At 59.7% G+C, this 21,885-nt stretch carries 18 protein-coding genes; 9 read left to right on the top strand and 9 right to left on the bottom strand.

The window, feature by feature from the left end; translation table 11 throughout:
* Window positions 1-121: 121 nt before the first annotated feature.
* The 7 genes from RAE21_RS07300 to RAE21_RS07270 all read right to left on the bottom strand — a co-directional run bounded on the left by RAE21_RS07300 (window position 122) and on the right by RAE21_RS07270 (window position 7,465).
* A complete protein-coding gene (locus tag RAE21_RS07300; protein ID WP_313880792.1) occupies window positions 122-616 on the bottom strand; it encodes a MarR family winged helix-turn-helix transcriptional regulator in 495 nt (164 codons plus the stop codon).
* Between the two features lie 42 nt (window positions 617-658).
* A complete protein-coding gene (locus RAE21_RS07295) occupies window positions 659-1,099 on the bottom strand; it encodes a hypothetical protein (RefSeq protein WP_313880791.1) in 441 nt (146 codons plus the stop codon).
* Between the two features lie 116 nt (window positions 1,100-1,215).
* The gene (locus tag RAE21_RS07290) at window positions 1,216-3,819 is read right to left on the bottom strand and encodes a DEAD/DEAH box helicase (RefSeq protein ID WP_313880790.1); all 2,604 of its coding nucleotides are present in this window, start codon (window positions 3,817-3,819) and stop codon (window positions 1,216-1,218) included.
* Window positions 3,820-3,900: 81 nt separating this feature from the next.
* Window positions 3,901-4,608, bottom strand: a complete 708-nt coding sequence (locus RAE21_RS07285; RefSeq protein ID WP_313880789.1) for a VOC family protein — start codon at window positions 4,606-4,608, stop codon at window positions 3,901-3,903.
* A 36-nt stretch (window positions 4,609-4,644) separates the two neighbouring features.
* Entirely contained in the window at window positions 4,645-6,081 is a 1,437-nt protein-coding gene (locus tag RAE21_RS07280) for an aldehyde dehydrogenase family protein (RefSeq protein ID WP_313880788.1), read from the bottom strand.
* 151 nt (window positions 6,082-6,232) lie between these two features.
* Window positions 6,233-6,886, bottom strand: a complete 654-nt coding sequence (gene alkB / locus RAE21_RS07275) for a DNA oxidative demethylase AlkB (RefSeq protein ID WP_313880787.1) — start codon at window positions 6,884-6,886, stop codon at window positions 6,233-6,235.
* A gap of 42 nt (window positions 6,887-6,928) precedes the next feature.
* On the bottom strand, window positions 6,929-7,465 hold the full coding sequence (locus RAE21_RS07270; RefSeq protein WP_313880786.1) for a C40 family peptidase: 537 nt from the start codon (window positions 7,463-7,465) through the stop codon (window positions 6,929-6,931).
* Between the two features lie 168 nt (window positions 7,466-7,633).
* Here RAE21_RS07270 and RAE21_RS07265 point away from each other — a divergent pair, with 168 nt between their 5' ends.
* The 7 genes from RAE21_RS07265 to RAE21_RS07235 all read left to right on the top strand — a co-directional run bounded on the left by RAE21_RS07265 (window position 7,634) and on the right by RAE21_RS07235 (window position 17,997).
* Window positions 7,634-8,242 (top strand): isochorismatase family protein, encoded by a 609-nt coding sequence (locus tag RAE21_RS07265; RefSeq protein WP_313880785.1) that lies wholly within the window; start codon window positions 7,634-7,636, stop codon window positions 8,240-8,242.
* 172 nt (window positions 8,243-8,414) lie between these two features.
* Window positions 8,415-10,307: a propionate--CoA ligase gene (locus RAE21_RS07260; protein WP_313880784.1), complete on the top strand. Its 1,893-nt coding sequence runs from the start codon at window positions 8,415-8,417 to the stop codon at window positions 10,305-10,307.
* Between the two features lie 207 nt (window positions 10,308-10,514).
* Window positions 10,515-13,409, top strand: a complete 2,895-nt coding sequence (locus tag RAE21_RS07255; protein WP_313880783.1) for a 2-oxoglutarate dehydrogenase E1 component — start codon at window positions 10,515-10,517, stop codon at window positions 13,407-13,409.
* Window positions 13,410-13,455: 46 nt separating this feature from the next.
* Window positions 13,456-14,703 (top strand): 2-oxoglutarate dehydrogenase complex dihydrolipoyllysine-residue succinyltransferase, encoded by a 1,248-nt coding sequence (odhB, locus tag RAE21_RS07250; protein WP_313880782.1) that lies wholly within the window; start codon window positions 13,456-13,458, stop codon window positions 14,701-14,703.
* Between the two features lie 140 nt (window positions 14,704-14,843).
* Complete coding sequence (gene lpdA / locus RAE21_RS07245; RefSeq protein WP_313880781.1) at window positions 14,844-16,271, top strand: dihydrolipoyl dehydrogenase; 1,428 nt, start codon at window positions 14,844-14,846, stop codon at window positions 16,269-16,271.
* An 83-nt stretch (window positions 16,272-16,354) separates the two neighbouring features.
* A complete protein-coding gene (gene zapE, locus RAE21_RS07240) occupies window positions 16,355-17,452 on the top strand; it encodes a cell division protein ZapE (RefSeq protein WP_313876012.1) in 1,098 nt (365 codons plus the stop codon).
* Window positions 17,449-17,997 (top strand): hypothetical protein, encoded by a 549-nt coding sequence (locus RAE21_RS07235; protein ID WP_313880780.1) that lies wholly within the window; start codon window positions 17,449-17,451, stop codon window positions 17,995-17,997. The genes zapE and RAE21_RS07235 overlap by 4 nt, the downstream gene beginning before the upstream one ends.
* Before the next feature lie 26 nt (window positions 17,998-18,023).
* Here RAE21_RS07235 and RAE21_RS07230 read toward each other — a convergent pair whose 3' ends face one another.
* The gene (locus RAE21_RS07230; RefSeq protein ID WP_313876014.1) at window positions 18,024-18,785 is read right to left on the bottom strand and encodes a PP2C family protein-serine/threonine phosphatase; all 762 of its coding nucleotides are present in this window, start codon (window positions 18,783-18,785) and stop codon (window positions 18,024-18,026) included.
* Between the two features lie 158 nt (window positions 18,786-18,943).
* Between RAE21_RS07230 and RAE21_RS07225 the strand changes: the two genes are divergently transcribed.
* Both RAE21_RS07225 and yoaA read left to right on the top strand, forming a co-directional pair.
* Window positions 18,944-19,102, top strand: a complete 159-nt coding sequence (locus RAE21_RS07225) for a YdcH family protein (protein ID WP_428983995.1) — start codon at window positions 18,944-18,946, stop codon at window positions 19,100-19,102.
* Window positions 19,102-21,102 carry a DNA repair helicase YoaA gene (gene yoaA, locus RAE21_RS07220; RefSeq protein ID WP_313880779.1) on the top strand — a complete coding sequence of 667 codons (2,001 nt, stop codon included), beginning with the start codon at window positions 19,102-19,104 and terminating at the stop codon, window positions 21,100-21,102. The genes RAE21_RS07225 and yoaA overlap by 1 nt, the downstream gene beginning before the upstream one ends.
* Here the strand turns inward: yoaA and RAE21_RS07215 are convergent.
* Window positions 21,071-21,877, bottom strand: a complete 807-nt coding sequence (locus tag RAE21_RS07215; RefSeq protein WP_313880778.1) for an outer membrane protein assembly factor BamD — start codon at window positions 21,875-21,877, stop codon at window positions 21,071-21,073. The two genes, yoaA and RAE21_RS07215, sit on opposite strands and share 32 nt — an antisense overlap.
* Window positions 21,878-21,885 lie beyond the last annotated feature (8 nt).

Raw genomic sequence — 21,885 nt, 5'->3', positions numbered from 1 at the left:
TGCTGAATGACGCAAATCATAGACCGAAGTCAATTCCACGGCTAGGAGCTGGGGATGAGGGTTTTCCCTTGAAATGGGATGTATCCGACGGCTGGTCGGGGTTGGGGTCGGGGGGCTTGGGCTATGCGCTGTTGGATGGCTGGTCAGGCGTATCGGCGTGGTCTTCTGGGGCTGGCGTGTTCAAGTGGACAAACTTGCGCAGCAGGCGCAAAAACTCCGCGCGCTCTGCGGGCTCCAGCGCGTCCAGCAACTGCCCGTACATGGGCGCTACGCGCGGCAGCATCTCGGCCAGCACCGCTTCGCCCTCAGGCGTGAGGCGAAGGGCGCGCTGGCGGCGGGGCAGCAGCTCTCGCACGATCCAGCCCTTGGCATCCAGCCGCGCAGCAATGTCGGCAGTGGTCGATGTGTCCAGAGCCACCCGGTCCGCCAGCGTCACTTGGTCCATGCCCGGAGTGTCCTGCAAGGCCCGCAGCACCGCGTATTGCACTGGCGTGATCTGCTTGCCATGCGTCTTGGCAAAGGTACCCACCGCCAACTGGTGCGCCCGCCGGATCAGGTGGCCGGGTTCGGCCTGCAGGGGGATGGAGGAGGGTGGAGTCTTGGCGGAAGAGGTCATGGAAAGAACAAAAAATCAGGGCATCGGATCTTGTTAACTGGGTTATCCGCAGTTTGTTGTCGGTTTAGCTGAGAACTCAATAAATCGTTGAATATTCAGTGTGAATTTGCGACTAAGTTTCTGATGGTTAGCAAGTGCAAGGTAAATCGCCGACATGGCCTCCTTGGTGATGTCCGCTTCGATGTATCTGTCCTCATGGGAATCTAGATGCTTGATGCTGTTTTTTAACGCAACCGAAGCAGTCCAAAGTTCTTTTTGTGTAGTGTTTGCAGCGCCGTCAGCACGCGCAATTACTTCCGCCAATTGAATCAATCCACTTTGTGAGTTTTGACCTCCGCACAGGCGGATGTGTTGCCCATACAACTCTTCTGCAACACAGGCTAGATTTAGTGCCACAAAGAAATGTTTTGATTCAATCAACGACTGAATGGCTGAATCAAGCATCTCGTCCGCAATGTCGAGCTTGTCGTGAGTTTCGTACATAAGAGGCTTAACAACTTTCTAGACTTGAAGTTCGTTGGCATTCTATGGATCTTCGTTGCTATTTTTTCAGTAGCTGCTGGCGCATATTCCATGAGAGCTAGGTGCTAATTTGATACCTAAACGCCTTCCACCCGGCTCCCGGTCCGGCCCCAGCGCCGCGCAGCTTCTTCGGGCGTTTGGCCTTGCGTCATGAGCGCGCCCAGTGGCGCAAGCAATGCTTGCAAGTCGGCCTCGTCAAATTTGGGCGCTCCTTCAGCGTCGTGGCCGAGCACGCTGTCGGACAGGGCGAGCTTGCGCATCTGCAGTTCCAGCATGCGTTCTTCGATGCTGCCTTCCACCACCAGCTTGTAGACGAACACCGGTTGGTCTTGGCCGATGCGGTGGGCGCGGGCGGTGGCTTGTTCTTCCACGGCAGGGTTCCACCACGGGTCCATGTGGATGACGGTGTCGGCGGCGGTGAGGTTCAGGCCTACGCCGCCTGCTTTCAGGCTGACCAGCAGCACCGGCACCTCCAAGTCCTGAAAGCGCTTCACGACTTCGCCGCGCTGGACGGGGCGGGTGTTGCCGGTCAGGCTCAAGAACGGCAGGCGCAGCGCGGAGAGCGCATCGGCAATCAGCTCCAGCAGCTCGGTGAACTGCGAGAACACCAGCACGCGGCGGCCCTCATCGACTAGCGGGACCAAAAGGTCTGTGAGCGCATGCAGTTTGGCGCGCTCCATGTCGGCCCCAATCTCACTGCCCTTCACCAGATGGGGGTCGCAACACACCTGCCGCAGCTTGAGCAGGGCATCGAGGATGCTGATCTGCGCGCCTGCAAAGTTCTGGCGTTGCAGCACTCGGCGCACCTGTTTGTCGGCGGCCACGCGCACGCTTTCGTACAGCTCGCGCTGGCGACCCTGCAGTTGCACGCGCTGGATGACTTCGGTGCGCGGAGGCAGCTCGGTGGCCACCTCTTGCTTGCGGCGGCGCAGGATGAAGGGGCGCACGCGCTGGGCGAGCAGGGCGGCGCGCACGGTTTCGCCGTTCTCTTCAATCGGCTTGCGCCAGCGGGCGGCGAAGCTGCGCTGGTCGCCCAGAAAGCCGGGCATCAGCCAGTCGAACTGCGCCCAGAGTTCGCCCAGGTGGTTTTCCAGCGGCGTGCCGGTCAGGCACAGGCGGTGGCGGCTTTGCAGTTGGCGCAGGGCGCGGGCGCTGCGGCTGGCCGCGTTTTTGACCATCTGCGCCTCATCCAGAATGACCAGATGAAAGGGCTGGGCGGCCAGAGCTTCGATATCGCGCCACAGCAGCGGGTAGGTGGTGAGCACCAGGTCGTGCGCGGGCATGTCGGCAAACAAGGCGGCGCGGTCCGGGCCGTGCAGGTTCAGCACCCGCAAATCCGGCGCCATGCGCTTTGCCTCGGCCTGCCAGTTGAACAGCAGCGAGGTCGGCAGCACCACCAGCACCGGGCGGTCAAGCCGGCCAGCCTGTTTCTCCAGTAGCACATGGGCCAGCGCCTGCGCGGTTTTGCCCAAGCCCATGTCGTCGGCCAAGATGCCGCCCAGATGTTGCGCGCCCAGGTATTGCAGCCAGGCCAAGCCTTCCAGCTGGTAGGGGCGCAGCTGCACTTGCAAGCCGGCGGGTGCCTTTACCGGCTGGGGTTGGCCTATGCTGTGCAGGCGCTTGGCGAGAGCGGCCAAGCCCGCATCGCCCTCTAACTGCCAGCCTTGATGGGCGCCCACGCGCGAGGCGTCCAGCAGGCTGGCGCGCAGGGCGTTGATGCGGCGGGCTTCCCACGCGCCCAGTTGGATGGGGCCCTTGGGCGCCATGCGCTGCGGGTCGGTCAGCAAATCCACCATGGCGCCGACGATGGCTTTGAGCGGGCCTGCCTCGGCGTCGATGCGCTTGCCACCCGGCGCGCGCAGCGACACCGTGGCCAAGTCGTCCAAGGTGTCGAGGTAGTTGCGGATCAGCCAGCGCGGGTCGCGCTTGATGAGGTTGGCCAGCATGGGGGCGAGGTCCAGCGTTTCGCCGTCAATCTCAATCCCCAAGCTCAGCAGCCATTCGCCCTCGCGCCCGGGCAGGGCCAGCTTTTCCACGCCGCGTGCGGGTTTGACGAGCGGGCTGTCCAGCTCCTTGCCCAGCACCTCCCCGGTGTCGGGGCTGAGGATGAGCTTCCAGCGCTCCACGGGCACGCTTTCGTGCGCAAAGCCGGGTTGCACCACCACCGTCCAGCCTTGGGCTTGAAGTTGGGGCACCTGGTCGGCCCAGAAGTCGCCAAAGTGGTCTTCCTGCGGCAGCGTCCACACGCTGCCCAGATGCGGGCGCTGCTTCTGGCTGCGCCACTGGAAGGTGGCGTCTGCCAGCGGCACAAAGCCCATGTCCCACACCGCGTCCATGGCGTCGGCCTCGGCCACGAGGTTGCGTTGCAGGCGCAGCACCGGGCCGCCGGTGTCGAACAACTCTTCAAACTCCGCCGGGCGGCTGTTGAGGATGGAGCTGGGGGCGGGCGTTTCCCAGCGGTCGCCGGCCGGGGTGCGGTAGGTCCAGTCGAACTGCGCCAGCGTCACGCTGTCGCCACGCGGGCCCAACTTGCCCTGGGGCTTGAGGCCCAGCAGCCCCTCGCCCCGGCCCAGCGTCATCAGCGTGATGCGGGGGCGGAACTGGCCGATGACGGCGCCATCAGCGTCGGACTCATAGTCGCTTGGGTCGGCAGGCAGAGGCGATGTGCGCTTGCGGTTCATGGTCAAAATGGCTGCTAGCGCTCGTGGAATTTACGCGAGTAGCTATCAAAAGAAGAGCAAATCTTCGTCAACACCCGCAGGTTAAAGGCCCATGCTCTGCAGCGTGACCAGGCCTTTGGGCGTCTTGAGGGTGGCGCTCAGGTTGGCCGGGCCCTCCGTAATGGCCACGCCTTCCAGACCGATGGCTGCATAAGCCGCTTGCAGTTTGGCCGCACTCGGGTGGCTCACCGCGATGCTGTCCAGGCTCACGCGGCTGCGCGGCAGGCTGTTGCGCGGGTGCAGGCGCAGGGGTTCGGCGTCGTCCGGTTTGCCCCATTGGATGAGCGTGGGCAGGCAGCCTTCAAACAGGCGGTAGCCGTCTTCCCGCACGGTGATTTGCCAGTGCAGCACGCCTTTGCGCGAGTGGCGGCTGGCCGGCATCGCCGGGCCGCGGTCGATGCCCAGGCCCTTGAGTGCGATGCGGGCGGGCAGCATCTCGTCGGTGCCGGCCACAAAGTGCACCAAGCGCGGCTCCTTGCCTACTGCTGCACGCAGCTCAGGGTTGTCCAGGTCAAACCAGCGCTTGGCGTTGGGGTTGGCCGGGCCCTTGGCGCCGGGGTTGATGGCAATGATCTCTAAATACGCCAGCGGGTGGGCCGGCGTGGCGATCTTGAAGAGTTTGTTATGGGTGCCGAACTGGCTGTGTTCGCCGCCGCCTTCCGGGGTGATGCCGAGCGTGGCTTCGCACCACTGCACACCCTGCTCCAGGGTGTGGGCTGCAACGACGAGGTGGTCTATCTGTGTTTTCATCGCCGCACGATACCACCCCGGCGCCGTCTCAAACCTCTAGCGGCTGACCCACTTAACCAAGAAGTTCAGCAGTTTGGTGCGGCCTGCCGTGTAGGGCGGGAAGAACATGCGGATGCTGGGCAGCCAGCCGCCCTTGAGAACCGCACGTTCATGCGAGAAGGCCTTGAAGCCGTAAATGCCGTGCGAGCTGCCGATGCCGGAGTTGTTGACCCCGCCGAAGGGCAGGTTGCCGTGGGCCACGTGCAGCACGCAGTGGTTCACACAGGCGCCGCCGGAGCTGGTGTTGGTGAGCACGGTGTCAATGTTGCTCTCATTGCTGCTCCAGATATACAGGGCCAGCGGCTTCTGGTCGGCGTTGATCGAGGCAATCACCCGCTGCAGGTCGGTGTAGGGAATGATGGGCAGCACCGGGCCGAAGATTTCCTCCTGCATCAGGGTGGAGTCCATGGGCACGTTATCGACCAGTGTGGGGGCGATGTAGTTGCCGGCGGTGTCCACCTCGCCGCCACTCAGCACCCGTGCACCGCGCGACGTGGCGTCTTTGAGCAGGCCTTCGATGCGCTGGGTGTGGCGCTGGTTGATGATGTGGGTGAAGTCCGCGTTGCTGCGCTGGCTTTGGGCGCTGTCGCCATAGCGGGCCTTGATGACAGCCTGGCAAGCGGCCACAAAAGCATCGCGCACCGAGGCGTGCACATACAGGTAATCCGGCGCCACGCAGGTCTGACCGGCGTTGACGAACTTGCCCCACATGATGGTTTCAGCCGCTTTTTGCAGGTCGGCGGTCTCGTCCACGATGGTGGGGGACTTGCCGCCCAGCTCCAGGGTCACGCTGGTCAGGTTCTTGGCCGCAGCCGCCATCACCACCTTGCCCACGGCGGGTGAGCCGGTAAAGAAGATGTGGTCAAACGGCATGGCGAGCAGGGCTTGCGAGGTGGCTAGGGCCCCTTCAAACAACGCCACTTCATGCGCCGGAAACGCCTTGGCCACAATACTGGCCAGCACCTGGGCCACGCGCGGCGCCATCTCCGAGGGCTTGAGGATGGCGGTATTGCCAGCCGCCAAGGCGGACACCAGCGGGCTGAGCATCAGGTACAGCGGGTAATTCCAGGGCGCGATGATCAGGCAGCGGCCGCGGGGTTGGTACTGCACATGGGCGCTGTTGCCCATGGTGAGTTCGGTGGCGCGAATGCGGGTAGGGCGCATCCAGCCCTTGAGGCATTTGATGTTGTGGCGGATTTCGTCCAGGCTGGGCACGATTTCGGTGCCATCGACTTCAAAGCGGGACTTGTGGAAGTCGGCGGCAAAGGCTTCGTAAAGCGCCTCTTTGTGGGCCAACAGGCTGGTGCGCAGCCGCTCCAGACGTTCAATCCGCTCGGCCGCGGTGGACTGGCGCCAGGCCAGCGCAGTGGCCCGCTGAGCCTCGAAGGTGGTTTGCATCAGTTGCGGGTCGGCGTCTTGATTGGCTTGGCTCATGCGATGGCTCCTGGCTGTAGAGGGGATGGGCGCGTGCACTTATTGTGTGGCGCCGCGCCTTGGCAGCAGGCATTGTGGGGGCAAGTGCAGGGGCATGCTGTCGCTGGGGCGCAGTTTTGAGCCGCCACTCCAAACCAGATGGGGGTTGACCCTAGGCCGCTTGGCGAAACGTCAGGTTGATGCGGCAAGCGCCCGTCACGGTGTGGTTGCCATGCGGCACAGCGCGCACTCCGTGGTAGCGCAGCCGGGCAGGGCCACCCCAGACCAGCACATCGCCGTGGTGCAACAGCACGGTTTGCACCGGCTCCCCCCGCTCCAGCCCGCCCAACTCGAACACGGCCGGAAGACCCAGCGACACCGACACGATGGGCGCCCCGTAATCCACCTCGTTTTTGTCCTGGTGCAGGGTCATGCGGGCGCCGGGTGCATAGCGGTTGATCAAACACGCATCCGCCTCAAAACCGGGGTAGCCAGCAAGCGCTGCCATGCGGCTTGCCAATGTTTGGAAGACAAGTGGCATGGCCGGCCAAGGCGCGCCGGTGAGCGGGTCAAGGTGCTGGTACCGATAGCCCGCTGCATCGCTCACCCATCCCCAAGGTCCGCAATTGCTCATGGCCACTGACATGCGAAGCCCGCCCGGCGTGCTGAGGTGTCGCCACGGGCTGATTTGGGTGATGCGTTGTACCTCAGCCCACAATGAAGATGCCTCTGAAACGGCCATGCCGGCCAAGGCGTAAGCGCCAGGGCAGAGCATGTGGGGCGGTGCAGAGGGGGGCGACGAGTCGCCAAATAGATCGAGGTTCATGGTGAACCTAACCAAGGTGCGCCGATGTGGCGACTTCACTTTTCAGGGCTGCTGCTCGGTGTTGACCCGGCGGGCGCCGTCAAAGCGCTTTGCCCAATAGCTGATGCCCATGTCTTCCACCCGCACTTCGGCACCGGGCTTGGGGGCGTGGATGAATTTGCCGTTGCCGACATAAATGCCGACGTGGCTGAAAGTACGGCGCATGGTGTTGAAGAACACCAGATCGCCGGGTTGCAATTCGTGTTTGTCAATTTTTTGAGTGGCCGCAGCTTGCTCAGAGGCTTGGCGTGGCAGCAGCAAACCCGCAGTTTGCTGGTAGATCGCGCGCACAAAGCCGCTGCAGTCAAAACCGATGTCGGCCTCGGTGCCGCCGCGCTTGTAGGGCACACCCAGAAACGCCATCGAGTTCATCACCAGTTCGGTGGCACGGGTACCAACTTTGTTGCCGACATCACCAATCCGGGACAGCAAGCCGCGCTCCGCCAATAAGCGGGACATGTCGTCGCTGGGGGCAGGGGATTGTTGGGCATGGGCGACGCTCAAAGTGAGCATCAGGGCACAGGCAAGGAAAAAACGCATCGGCGCACTCTAGTGGGGGAGGGCCAGTGTGTCAAGCGGTCTGACACATTTGATTTCAGCTCTAACGCATTGATTCGCTTGGATATTCTGTAGGGGACGGGGTATCCCGAAGGGCCTGAGTGCTCGGCAGGTTATGCTCGCGCTACGTTTTTTGAGAAGGATTTCGCTATGTTGATGGATGTCGACACAAGCCAGTTGGTGCTGGTGGACTACCAGGCGCGTTTGATGCCCGCCATGTTTGAATCTGAGTTGGTGCTGGGCAATGCGGTGCGTTTGGCCAAGCTGGCGGCTTTGATGGAAGTGCCTGCTTTTTATACAGAGCAAAACCCGGGCGGCCTGGGTCATACGGTGCCGGATTTGGCAGCCGCGCTGGCCGACGCGCGCGCCAAGGTGCTGAACAAAATGCAGTTCAGCGCGATTGAAGAGGGCTTGGGCGAATGGTTGCGCCCACCGGCCAAGCCGGTGCAGGGTAACGCCCGCAGCCTGCCCAAGCATTTGCAGAAGCCGCCGGCATCTGAGCGCGGTGCCATTGTGATTGCCGGCTGTGAAGCCCATGTGTGTTTAATGCAAACCGCGCTCGATCTGCTGGAAGACGAGTTTGAAGTGTGGGTGGTGACCGATGCCTGCAGCTCACGCACTGAGCGCAATCGTGACGCCGCCTTCGACCGCCTGGCCGGCGCCGGTGCCGAACTGGTAACCACTGAAATGGTGGTCTTTGAATGGATTCGTACTGCGGAGCACCCGGTATTCAAAGAGGCGCAAGCGCTGATCAAGTAACGGGCGCAGCACAGCGCTTTGGATGCCCGGCAAAGGCGGACCCACCAGCGTGGGCCGCCTTTTTTTATGGCCACACGGCTAGCGGGGCTTGGGCGGAACCGGAGTCAGCTTGCCGCAAGTTGCTTATCCATAATTATGAATTCAGTTTTACGGACCCGACTGGAGACAAACAATGACAGGCTACGCCGATTTTTACCGCCGTTCCATCGATGACCGCGATGGCTTTTGGTCTGAACAAGCCGGGATGATCGACTGGCGCACCCAGCCCACCCAAGTGTGCGACTACAGCCGCCCCCCCTTCGCCAAATGGTTTGTCGGCGGAACCACCAATCTCTGCCACAACGCGGTCGACCGGCACCTGATAACCCGCCCGGACCAGCCTGCGTTGATTGCCGTCTCTACCGAAACCAACACCGAGCAGGTGTACTCGTTTGCGCAACTGCACGCGGAAGTGCAGCGCATGGCTGCCGCATTGCAAGCCTTGGGCGTCAAGCAGGGTGACCGGGTTCTGATCTACATGCCCATGATTGCCGAGGCATCGTTTGCCATGTTGGCGTGTGCCCGGATTGGTGCGATCCACACGGTGGTGTTTGGCGGCTTTGCTGCAGGCTCGCTCGCTTCACGCATTGAAGACGCTTCACCGGTGGTGATTGTGAGCGCAGATGCCGGGTCACGCGGTGGCAAAGTGGTGGAGTACAAGCCCTTGCTGGATGAGGCGATTGCAACCTCCAGCCACAAACCCGCTGCGGTGCTGATGGTGGACCGCAAGCTGGCCCCGATGCAGCTGGTCGCCGGGCGGGATCACTTATGGGCTGATTTGCGCCAAGCCCACTTGGAAACCCAAGTTCCGTGCGTCTGGCTGGATTCAGCCCACCCCAGCTACACCTTGTACACCAGCGGCACCACCGGCAAACCCAAGGGGGTGCAGCGCGACACCGGGGGCTACGCAGTGGCCCTGGCGGCCAGCATGAAGCATATTTTTTGCGGCAACCCGGGGGAAACCTTCTTTTCCACCAGCGACATCGGGTGGGTGGTGGGGCACAGTTACATCATTTATGGCCCCTTGATTGCCGGCATGGCAACCATCATGTACGAAGGCCTGCCGACCCGGCCCGACGGTGGAGTGTGGTGGAGCCTGGTCGAGAAATACAAGGTGACCGTCATGTTCAGCGCGCCTACCGCGGTGCGGGTGCTAAAGAAACAAGATCCAGCGCTTTTGAGCAAATACGACCTGTCAAGCCTGCGGGCCTTGTTTTTGGCCGGTGAGCCGCTCGATGAGCCGACCGCCCAGTGGATCAGCCAGAGCCTGGGTAAGCCCATCATCGACAACTACTGGCAAACAGAGACCGGCTGGCCGATCCTGACGATTGCGAACGGGGTTGAAAAAGCACCGAGCAAGTTCGGCAGCCCAGGTGTCGCCATGTATGGCTACAACATCAAGCTGATCGATGAAAACACCTCGGAAGAGCTCACCGGTCCTGACCAAAAAGGCGTGGTGGCGATTGAAGGCCCCTTACCGCCAGGGTGTATGCAAACCGTGTGGCGTGATGACGAACGTTTCGTGAAAACGTACTGGAGCAGCATTCCCGGCAAGCAGCTTTACAGCACCTTCGACTGGGCTGTTCGTGACAAGGATGGCTACTTCTTTATTCTGGGTCGCACCGACGATGTGATCAACGTGGCGGGCCACCGTTTGGGCACCCGGGAGATTGAAGAAAGCATTTCCAGCCATCCCAATGTGTCTGAAGTTGCCGTGGTGGGGGTGGCAGACGCGCTCAAGGGGCAGGTAGCGGTGGCCTTTGTGGTGGTGAAAGATGCCAGTGGCTTGGGCAATGAGGCTGCGAAACTCAAGCTGGAAGGCGACATCATGAAAGTGGTGGATCAGTCGATTGGTGCCGTGGGGCGCCCGGCGCGGGTGCGGTTTGTCTCGGTTCTCCCCAAAACCCGTAGTGGCAAGTTGCTGCGCCGCGCCATCCAAGCAGTGTGTGAGGGTCGCGACCCCGGTGACCTGACCACCATGGAAGATCCCGGCGCACTGCAGCAGATCCGCGAGCTGTTGGCATAAATCGGCATGAGGGTATGCACGAAGTGCATACCCTCGCCAAGTCTTTACTATCCCTCAAAATCATTCAGTGGCACAATTCGCGCTGCAATGAAGGCCCTTCCCATGCCACAGTCGCATCCGCCAACCGGTTCAGCCGTGTCGCGGAAGGTTAATTAACCAGCTTTAACCAGCTTATGTTCCCTGAAGGGGAACGGAGGTCAGCGCAAGATGAGTGATTCAAACTCCAAAGGGGCGAACACGGGTTCCACCGTGTACCAAACCTATCAAAACAACACCTACCTGTTTGGTGGCAATGCTCCTTACGTCGAAGAGATGTATGAGAACTACCTGGCCAATCCCGGTAGCGTTCCCGACACCTGGCGCGATTACTTCGACGCGCTGCAACACGTTCCCGCTTCTGACGGCAGTACAGCCAAAGACGTAGCCCACATGCCCGTGATCAACGCATTTGTTGATCTGGCCAAAAAAGGCGTCAAGCAGACCGTGGTGGCCACCGGTGCCGATTCCGAAATGGGTCGCAAGCGCACTGCAGTGCAGCAGTTGATCGCGGCCTACCGCAATGTGGGCGCACGTTGGGCTGATTTGGACCCTTTGAAGCGCATCGAGCGCGATGACATCCCCGAACTGGAGCCCTCGTTCTACGGCTTCAGCGATGCAGACCAGGAAACGGTCTTCAATATCAGCAACACATTCTTCGGCAAAGAATCCATGAGCCTGCGTGAGCTCATGAACGCTTTGCGCGAGACCTACTGCGGCACCATCGGTGTGGAGTACATGTACACCACCGATCAGAACCAGAAGCGCTGGTGGCAGCAAAAGCTGGAGGCAACCCGTAGCAAGCCCCAGTTCAACGCAGAAAAGAAAAAGCACATCCTCGAGCGCCTGACTGCAGCTGAAGGCTTGGAGCGCTACTTGCACACCAAGTACGTGGGCCAGAAGCGCTTCTCCCTGGAAGGTGGCGAGAGCTTTATTGCCGCCATGGACGAGCTGATTCAGCAAGCCGGCGCCAAGGGCATCCAGGAAATCGTGATCGGCATGGCCCACCGCGGCCGCCTGAACGTGCTGGTCAACACCCTGGGCAAGATGCCTGCGGACCTGTTCGCTGAGTTTGACCACACCGCCCCTGAAGACCTGCCTGCCGGTGACGTGAAGTACCACCAAGGTTTCAGCTCGGACGTGTCCACTGCTGGCGGCCCCGTTCACCTGTCCTTGGCGTTCAACCCATCTCACCTGGAAATCGTGAACCCGGTGGTCGAAGGTTCTGTACGCGCCCGTATGGATCGCCGTGATGACCCCAAGGGTTCCCAAGTGCTGCCGGTGCTGGTGCACGGCGATGCGGCCTTCGGCGGCCAAGGTGTCAACCAGGAAACATTGGCTTTGGCCCAGACCCGTGGCTACACCACTGGCGGTACGGTTCACCTGATCATCAACAACCAGATCGGTTTCACCACTTCCGACCCCCGCGACATGCGCTCCAGTGCGTTCTGTACTGACATCGTGAAGATGGTCGAGTCGCCCGTGTTACACGTGAACGGTGATGACCCGGAAGCCGTGGTGCTGGCGACCCAACTGGCATTGGAATTCCGTATGGAATTCGGCCAAGACGTGGTGGTGGATATCACTTGCTATCGCAAGCTGGGCCACAACGAGCAGGACACACCGTCCCTGACACAGCCTTTGATGTACAAAAAGATCGGCGCCCACCCCGGCACCCGCAAGTTGTACGCAGACAAGCTGGCTGCCCAAGGTCTGGGTGCAGACCTTGGCGACTCCATGGTCAAGGAATACCGTGCTGCCATGGATGCCGGCAAGCACACCGTAGACCCCGTGCTGACCAACTTCAAGAGCAAGTACTCGGTGGACTGGTCTCCGTTCCTCGGAAAGAAGTGGACGGACGCTGGCGACACCGCCATTCCATTGACCGAGTGGAAGCGCCTGTCCGAAAAGCTGACGACCATTCCTGAGAGTGTTACCCCCCACCAGTTGGTGAAAAAGGTCTACGACGACCGCGCAGCCATGGGCCGCGGCGAAGTCAATGTGGACTGGGGCATGGGCGAGCACATGGCCTTTGCATCCTTAGTGGCCAGCGGCTACCCTGTGCGTTTGTCGGGCGAAGATTGCGGACGCGGTACCTTTACCCACCGCCACGCCGTGATTCACGACCAGAAGCGTGAGAAGTGGGATGCCGGTACCTACGTGCCTTTGCAAAACGTGGCCGACAACCAGGCTCCGTTTGTCGTGATCGACTCCATCCTGTCCGAAGAGGCTGTGTTGGGCTTTGAGTACGGCTACGCATCCAACGACCCGAACACCTTGGTGATCTGGGAAGCCCAGTTCGGCGACTTCGCCAACGGCGCTCAGGTGGTGATCGACCAGTTCATCGCGTCCGGCGAAGTGAAGTGGGGCCGTGTGAACGGTATCACTTTGATGCTGCCGCACGGCTATGAAGGCCAAGGCCCTGAGCACAGCTCGGCGCGTCTGGAGCGTTTCATGCAATTGGCGGCTGATACCAACATGCAGATCGTGCAGCCGACTACGGCCAGCCAGATCTTCCACGTGTTGCGTCGTCAGATGGTGCGCAACCTGCGCAAGCCGTTGATCATCATGACGCCCAAGAGCTTGTTGCGTAACAAGGACGCGACATCTCCGCTGTCCGAGTTCACCAAGGGTGCGTTCCAAACCGTCATTCCTGAGAGCAAAGAGCTCAAGGGCGACAAGGTCAAGCGCGTGATCGCCTGTTCCGGCAAGGTGTACTACGACTTGGTCAAGAAGCGCGAAGAAAAGGGTGACACCGATGTCGCCATCATCCGTGTGGAGCAGCTGTACCCGTTCCCGCACAAGGCATTTGCGACCGAGCTGAAAAAGTACCCCAATGCCACCGACGTGGTGTGGTGCCAGGACGAGCCGCAAAACCAGGGCGCGTGGTTCTTTGTGCAGCATTACATCCACGAAAACATGTTGGACGGCCAAAAGCTGGGCTACTCCGGCCGCGCTGCTTCTGCATCGCCGGCAGTGGGCTATTCCCACCTGCACCAAGAGCAACAAAAGGCTCTGGTCGAAGGCGCTTTCGGCAAGTTGAAGGGCTTTGTTCTGACGAAGTAAGTCAGCAGCTCTTCACACCTACAACACATTACGGAAAGAATTTGATATGGCAATCGTAGAAGTCAAAGTCCCACAGCTGTCTGAATCTGTGGCGGAAGCAACTTTGTTGCAGTGGAAGAAAAAGGTCGGTGACGCGGTCGCGGTCGATGAGATCCTGATCGAAGTGGAAACCGACAAAGTGGTGATGGAAGTCCCCGCACCCTCCGCCGGCGTGCTGGTCGAATTGGTAGTGGCCGACGGCGCTACCGTGGCTGCCGAGCAGCTGATCGCTCGCATTGACACTGCTGCAGTGGCCGGTGCTGTGGCACCCGCTGCGGCTCCTGCTGCTGCGCCCGCAGCTGCTGCTCCGGTGGCTCCTGCTGCGGCGAACAACTCCAAGGCAGGCGTTGCCATGCCGGCTGCAGCCAAGTTGCTGGCCGACAACGGCATTGCGGCTTCGAGCGTTGAAGGCACAGGCAGAGACGGCCGCATCACCAAGGGTGACGTGTTGGCTGCTGCCGCTGCTCCTAAGGTGGTAGCAGCTGCCGTAATCCCCACAGGCGCTCCCACCAAGTCTTTGCCTCAAGTGGCTGCACCTTCTGTGAATCTGGGTGACCGTCCTGAACAGCGCGTGCCCATGAGCCGTTTGCGTGCGCGCGTGGCTGAGCGTTTGCTGCAGTCCCAGTCCACCAACGCCATCCTGACCACCTTCAACGAAATCAACATGGCTCCGGTCATGGACATGCGCAAGCGCATGCAAGAGCGTTTCGAGAAGGAACACGGCTGCAAGCTGGGCTTCATGAGCTTCTTCGTCAAGGCCGCTGTGCACGCCCTGAAGAAGTTCCCGGTGCTGAACGCGTCTGTCGATGGCACCGATATCGTGTACCACGGCTACTTCGACATCGGTATCGCCGTGGGCTCGCCCCGTGGCTTGGTGGTGCCCATTCTGCGCAACGCAGACCAAATGAGCTTCGCCGATATCGAGAAGAAGATTGCCGAGTTCGGCCAGAAGGCCAAGGACGGTAAGCTGGGCATTGAAGAAATGACCGGCGGTACCTTCTCTATATCCAACGGCGGCACTTTCGGTTCCATGATGTCTACCCCCATCATCAACCCGCCCCAGTCCGCCATTTTGGGTGTGCACGCAACCAAAGACCGCGCCATGGTCGAGAACGGCCAAGTGGTGGTTCGCCCGATGAACTACTTCGCCATGTCCTATGACCACCGCATCATCGACGGCCGCGAAGCCGTTCTGGGCTTGGTGGCCATGAAGGAAGCGCTGGAAGATCCTGCACGCTTGTTGTTTGACATCTGATCGGGTTCACCCCCGGGCGGCTTTGCCGCTTCCCCCTTGCAGGGGGCAACACCAGCGGCCCGGCATAGCCGGTTCCGCGGTGTTTCTGGAAGCAGGCACTGTGGTCCTGCTGAATCTCTGGAACTAGAAGCGAGAAATTCATGAGCAAACAATTTGACGTGGTCGTCATTGGCGGTGGCCCCGGTGGCTACATTGCCGCTATTCGCGCTGCCCAGCTGGGCTTCAATGTGGCCTGTATCGACGAGTGGAAGAATGCCGCTGGCGGCCCCGCTCCCGGCGGTACCTGCACCAACGTGGGCTGCATTCCTTCCAAGGCTTTGCTGCAATCTTCTGAGCACTTCAACCACGCCAACCACCACTTTGCCGAACACGGCATTACGGCTACCGGCGTGAGCATGGATGTGGCCAAGATGCTCGCCCGCAAGAACACCGTGGTTAAGCAAAACAACGACGGCATCTTGTACTTGTTCAAAAAGAACAAGATTGCGTTTTTCCACGGTCGTGGCTCTTTCGTCAAAGCCGCTGAAGGTGGCTACGAAATCAAGGTGGCCGGCGCTGCCGAAGAAACCATCACCGGCAAGCAAATCATCATCGCGACTGGCTCCAATGCCCGCGCATTGCCCGGTACGCCTTTTGATGAAGTCAATGTGTTGTCGAACGACGGCGCTTTGAACATCGGCGAAGTGCCCAAGAAGTTGGGCCTGATCGGCTCCGGCGTGATCGGTCTCGAAATGGGTTCCGTATGGAAGCGTTTGGGTTCCGAAGTCACTATTTTGGAAGGTCTGCCGACCTTCCTTGGTGCCGTGGATGAGGGCGTGGCGAAGGAAGCCTTCAAAGCTTTCACCAAGCAAGGGCTGAAGATTGAGCTGGGCGTGAAAGTCGGCGAGATCAAAAACGGTAAAAAGGGCGTGTCTGTTGCTTACACCAACGCCAAGGGCGAAGCCCAGACACTGGATGTCGACAAACTCATCATCTCTATCGGCCGCGTGCCCAACACCATCGGTCTGAACACTGAGGCAGTGGGCTTGGCGCTGGACGAGCGTGGCGCGATCGTGGTGGATGGCGACTGCAAAACCAATCTGCCCGGTGTTTGGGCGGTAGGAGACGTGGTGCGTGGCCCGATGTTGGCGCACAAGGCGGAAGAAGAGGGCGTTGCCGTGGCTGAGCGCATTGCCGGTCAGCACGGACACGTCAATTTCAACACTATCCCTTGGGTGATCTACACCAGCCCTGAAATCGCATGGGTCGGCCGCACAGAGCAACAGCTCAAGGCAGATGGCGTGGCTTACAAGGCCGGTCAGTTCCCATTCTTGGCGAATGGTCGCGCACGCGCGTTGGGCGACACGACCGGTTTCGTGAAGTTCCTGGCCGATGCCACGACCGACGAGATCCTGGGCGTTCACATCGTTGGCCCGCAAGCCTCTGAGCTGATCTCTGAAGCCGTGGTGGCCATGGAGTTCAAGGCCAGTGCGGAAGACATCGCACGCATCTGCCATGCGCACCCCTCCTTGAGTGAAGCCACCAAGGAAGCGGCGTTGGCCGTGGACAAGCGTACGCTGAACTTCTGATCGGTTTTTTTGCCAAATAAGCTGCTAGCCCGCATGAATAGTGCGCTAGCAGCTTCTCTTTTTGTAGCATACCGGAGTAAGCCTTGAGCGTTAAAGAAGCCTACGAGGCGGAGTTGAAGGTCCGTGGATACACAGCCGACCCCGCACAGTTGCGTGCCGTGGAGGCTCTGGAGCGCTGTGCCAGCGATTGGGCTGCTTACAAAGCCAAGCGCTCGAATGCCCTCAAGAAGCTGATCAATCGGCCCGAGATCCCAAAGGGCGTGTATATGTTCGGTGGGGTAGGGCGGGGCAAGAGCTTCCTGATGGATTGCTTTTTCAATGCCGTTCCGCTCAAGCGCAAAACCCGCTTGCATTTCCATGAGTTCATGCGCGAGGTACACCACGAACTGGTGAACCTGCAAGGCACGGTGAATCCGCTGGATGAGCTGGGTAAGCGCATGTCCAAGCGTTACCGCTTGATTTGCTTTGACGAGTTCCACGTGGCGGACATTACCGATGCCATGATCCTTCACCGTTTGCTCAACGCCTTGTTCGACAACGGCGTAGGCTTTGTGACGACCTCGAATTTCAAGCCGGATGACCTCTACCCCGGCGGCCTGCACCGGGACCGCATCTTGCCGGCCATTGCTTTGTTGAATGCGAAGCTGGAGGTGCTCAACGTGGATAACGGGACCGATTACCGCCGGCGCACCCTAGAGGATGCCAAGCTTTACCACGTGCCCAATGGCCCGGTGGCAGATGCCGCGATGACGGCCACCTTCAATGCATTGGCCGAGCAGCATGATGAAGACCCTCTGCTGCATATCGAGTCGCGCCAGATCGGCGCGGTGCGCAAGGCAGGGGGCGTGGTGTGGTTTGACTTCAAGACCTTGTGTGGTGGTCCCCGCTCGCAAAATGATTACCTCGAAATCGCTTCACGTTTCCACACCGTCTTCCTGAGTGGTGTACCGCACATGCCGGTGCGTATGGCCTCCGAGGCAAGGCGCTTTACTTGGTTGGTGGATGTGCTGTACGACCGCCGCGTGAAACTAATCATGTCTGCAGATGTGGCCCCGGAGCAGTTGTATACCGAAGGCCCTATGTCGCATGAGTTTCCGCGCACCGTGTCCCGCTTGACAGAAATGCAGTCCAAAGAGTTTTTGGAGCTTGAGCGTCGTACAGTGGATACCCGATTGACATGAAAATTTTGTCCTTCGTGATCCGCTTGGTCTTGCTGCAGGCAGTTTTCTTACCCGCCTTTGCTGACTCGCTGGAGGCAGTAGAGGCAGAGCGACAGCAGTTGCAGTTCGAAGGTTCTCGTATCGAGTCGGCGTGCTATGACCGGTTTGCGGTCAATGCCTGCTTGTCAAAGTGGGGCGCCGAACGGCGTGCTCGCGCTGCCGCCTTGCGCAAGCGTGAACTCGCTTTGCGTGATGCAGAGCGGACGGAGCGTACACGCGAACAGCTGGAACGGCTTGAAGACAAGAAAACCGAGCAAACCAAGCGGCTGGAAGAAATGGCCAAGGACCCTGTCGCGGAGCGCGTACCCAAAACAGCGCCAGTGCCACAGCCCGTCGACCGATCAGAGGTGAATGATTCATCGTCTGCGATCAGCCCGGAGCAAGCCCAAGCCAATCGCGCTGCGTTCGAAGCCAAACTGGAAGAAGCCGCACGCCGCAAAGCCGAGGTAGAGAAGCGCATCCAAGACAAGCCCGACAGGGCAGAGCCGCTTCCGATCAATCAGTGACCTCGAAGGCCGGTCAAGAACCCCTCTTAATGCTGAAGGGTTTCGACTTTGACAATCACGACAGACAAGTTATCACCGCCGCCATGGGCCCGAGAACGCGCTTTCTCGATCAAAAACTCGGTAGCCTCGCGGGCGGAGAGTGTGGAGAGCACGGAGCCCAGTTCGCCATTGTTGAAGTAGTGCCAAACTCCGTCGCTGCACGCCATGAGTACATCACCAGCCCGGAGCTGCGGGATAAAGTGAAAATCGATGGGTGGATCGTTATCAGTACCGAGGCAGCCCATCAAGATATTGGACTGGGGGTGGGTAGCGGCCTGTTCTTCCGTGATTTCCCCACGATTGATCAAGGCCTGCACGTAAGAATGGTCCATGGTTCGTTTAACGAACCGGTTTCCATGGAACTGGTAAACCCGGGAGTCGCCGGTATGGGCCCAATGACAGTCGCCGCCGGGATTGATCAAGAATGCTGCAAGGGTACTGTGCGGCTCTTCTTCTGAGGAAATCGCGGTCAACTTGATCACGATATGCGCTTCTTCCACCACTTGGCGCAATGTAACGGCCGCGTCGTCTGTTGCGGGATCGTAGCGCTCAAAGAGCTGCTTCGCTGTGAGCATGACTTGGTCTGAGGCTTTCCTGCCGCCACTTCGTCCACCCATGCCGTCAGCCACGATCGCCAAAATGCATCCGTTCACCCTCGGATGCTTGAATAGCGAGACTTGGTCCTGCTGATATTCGCGGTCACCCTTGTGGATGCCGGTAGAGGCGCTGAGGCGGTAACCAGAGGACATGGAGTGGTGCTTGCGAAAAAATCGGTCGTGTGCCGGTATGGCAGGCCGTATTATCGAGCGGCCGTTGCTTCTGGCGGTCAGTTTAACCACCTTGTCGGCCGCTTTTACCTTTGGAAACTAATCTACATTCACCTGAGCGTCGGCTCATTGAGCTCCGTATGGCGCACAGCGATCTTGACGCATGCATTGATCTTGCATCCTCGCAAGGTGGCATCAAAGATGAGTTGCTGCTTCAGCGCCTCAAGAAACGGCGCTTGGGGTTGCGCGATGCCATTTTCCAGCTGCAGCGCAGTTTGGGTCCGAACGAATCCGCCTGATGTCTCAAGTGGTTGCTGCCGTTGAGGCTGTGTTCAGTGATGTGGGCGCGCTCGCACAATCCGTCCCGGAGTACATGCCTCGCGTAGGGCAGATCCAAATGGCGCGAGCGGTCGCTCAAACTATGGAAACCGGCGGAACACTTGTTGTGGAAGCCGGCACGGGGATTGGTAAGACCTATGCCTATCTCGTTCCCTCGCTGCTCAGCGGGCATAAGGTGTTGATATCCACCGCTACCAAAGCGTTGCAGGACCAGTTGTTTGGTCGCGATATTCCGGCGGTCATAGCCATGCTAAAAAGTCCGGCCAGAGTGGCACTGCTCAAAGGTCGTAGCAGTTATCTTTGCCTGCACCGGCTGACTAATGCGCGGCATGACGGCATGCTGCAGACCGCGGCACCGTTGCGTTTGTTGGGGCAAGTGGAGCAGTGGGCGGTATCTACCCGTTTCGGGGATGTTGCCGAGGTGCCTGCTTTGGAGGAGTCTGCCCAAGTTTTACCGTTAGTGACCTCCACCCGGGAAAACTGCGGAGCATCCAAGTGCCCCCGTTACACCGATTGTTTTTTGTACAAAGCGCGGCGTGACGCCATGAATGCCGACATGGTGGTGATCAACCACCATTTGTTTTTTGCTGATGCGAATGTGCGTGAGTCCGGAGTGGCCGAATTACTGCCCACCGTAAACACGGTGGTCTTTGATGAAGCACATCAACTCAATGACATCGGTGTTCAGTTTTTGGGGCGTCAATGGTCTACAGGCCAGGCCTTGGCCTTGGGGCGGGATATGGTCTTTACCGGTGCACAGTGCGCGCGCGGACTTGCCGATTGGCCATACCTGGTCGAGCAGATGGAAATGGCCGTAGTTGCTTTGCATGCGGTGTTCACGGAGCAAGGGGGTGCGCCGCAGCGTGCCTTGTGGGCGCTGGGAGTTCCAGACGGTTTGTCCCCTGCGATTTGGACTTCGCGGATGGCTCGCTTTGTGGACACTATCCGGACGCTCACGATGGCGCTCCAGGGGGTGTGCGATGCGCATCCTGATTTGCGAACCCTTTTTGAACGTGCAAGTGCGCTCTTGGAGCAGGTCGAGCGTGCGCTTCTTCCGGTTCAGGACGGGCTGATTCGCTGGGTGGAGTCGGGTGCACGTTTGCGGTGCGTAGAGTCTCCGATGGATATCTCTGAGGCGATGCAAGCCAAGGTGGTCTCTGGTGGTGGGGTTGATTCGCTCAAGTCGTGGGTCTTTACATCGGCCACCTTGGGTGTGGGCAACGACTTGGACTGGTTTCTTGCATCTAGCGGATTGCAAGATGCGGCTTGCTTGCGGATCCCGAGCCCATTCAACTATCCGGAACAAGCGGCTTTGTATGTTCCCAAGTCGTTTGCGCTTCCGTCCTCTCAACAACACAGCAGCGCCGTAGCGGCACTGGTGGCGCAGTCGGCGCAGTTGCTCGGGGGGCACACGATGGTACTGACCACCACATTACGTGCCATGCGACACATCGCAGACAGCATACGCAAGCTGTTGCCTGCGCACCTTGATATTCGTGTGATAGTGCAAGGCGAAGCTTCAAAGCGTGACTTGCTCAATCACTTTCAGTCAAAGCATGGGTCTGGTTTGATCTTGGTGGGGTCGGCTACGTTTTGGGAAGGCGTCGATATTGCCGGGCGCGCTTTGCAACTGTTGGTCATCGACAAAATTCCATTTGCACCGCCCGACGACCCTTTATTGCAGGCGCGCTGCGCCAAGGTGGAGGTCGAAGGGGGAAGCTCGTTCAATGAGGTTCAGCTGCCGATGGCAGGAATCGCCCTAAAACAAGGGGTCGGCCGCTTGATACGCCGGGAATCCGACCGTGGCGTTTTGGTGGTCTGTGATCCCCGCTTGCGCACGATGGCGTATGGTCGAAAGCTGCTCTCTGCTTTGCCCGCCATGCGCCCCTTGTCTGAAGAGGCGCAGTATTACGCAGCGCTTGGTGAACTTACCAAAGCTTCCACCACGGATTGGAGTTAGCTTTTCCGCCGCCAGCAACAAATTCCGATTGCGGGTAGTTTTTGTCGAGGATTCGCTTCGCATCGTCCCGCAACTGGACCATGCCGAGCGCGTCGTACGATTTGTACAAAATAAACAATGCTTCTTCGGTGGCGGGCACATCCCGGTAATCTGTCAGGCATTGTTGGGCGCGGTTTGCGGCTGCCAGATAGGCGCCCCGCTTGTAGTAGTAGCGTGCCACATGCACTTCAGACTGTGCCAGCGAGCCCACGATGTAGTTCATGCGTTGGCGTGCATCGGGGGTGTATTTCGAGTCGGGAAAGCGTGAGGTCAATTCTTTGAAAGATTCGAACGATTCTTTGGCCGCTTTTTGATCACGTTCTGCCAGATCCTGGCGAGTAACCGCCGATAGCAGGCCCAAATCATCGTTGAAGTTCACGATGCCCTTCAAATAGATCGCATAGTCCAAAGCCGGGCTGGCTGGGTGGAGTTTTATAAATCGCTCTAGTGTGGCGAGAGACTGCGCCTGTTCGCCAGCCTTGAAGTGCGCGTAGGCTTTGTTGAGCTGGGCTTGCTGTGCCAATGGAGTTCCTGCTGCGCGCGCTTCCAGCTTCTCCAGTAAGGGCACCGCTTTGTCCCATTGTGAGGAGCCCATTTCGTCTTTTGCTTCCGCGTACAAGCGATTCGGGCTCATGCCTGCGGTTTTGTCGACGGGAGCACTGGAGCAGGCCACGAGCAGACTGGCCAAAGCCGCCAGCATGGGGGCATAAACGACCGATAATTTCGCACGCAGCATTTTGGGGA

It is taken from the genome of Rhodoferax potami, from assembly GCF_032193765.1.
GTDB lineage: Bacteria > Pseudomonadota > Gammaproteobacteria > Burkholderiales > Burkholderiaceae_C > Allorhodoferax > Allorhodoferax potami.
Note: the sequence above shows the minus strand (reverse complement) of the source record. Positions and strands in the feature narration are given on the sequence as shown.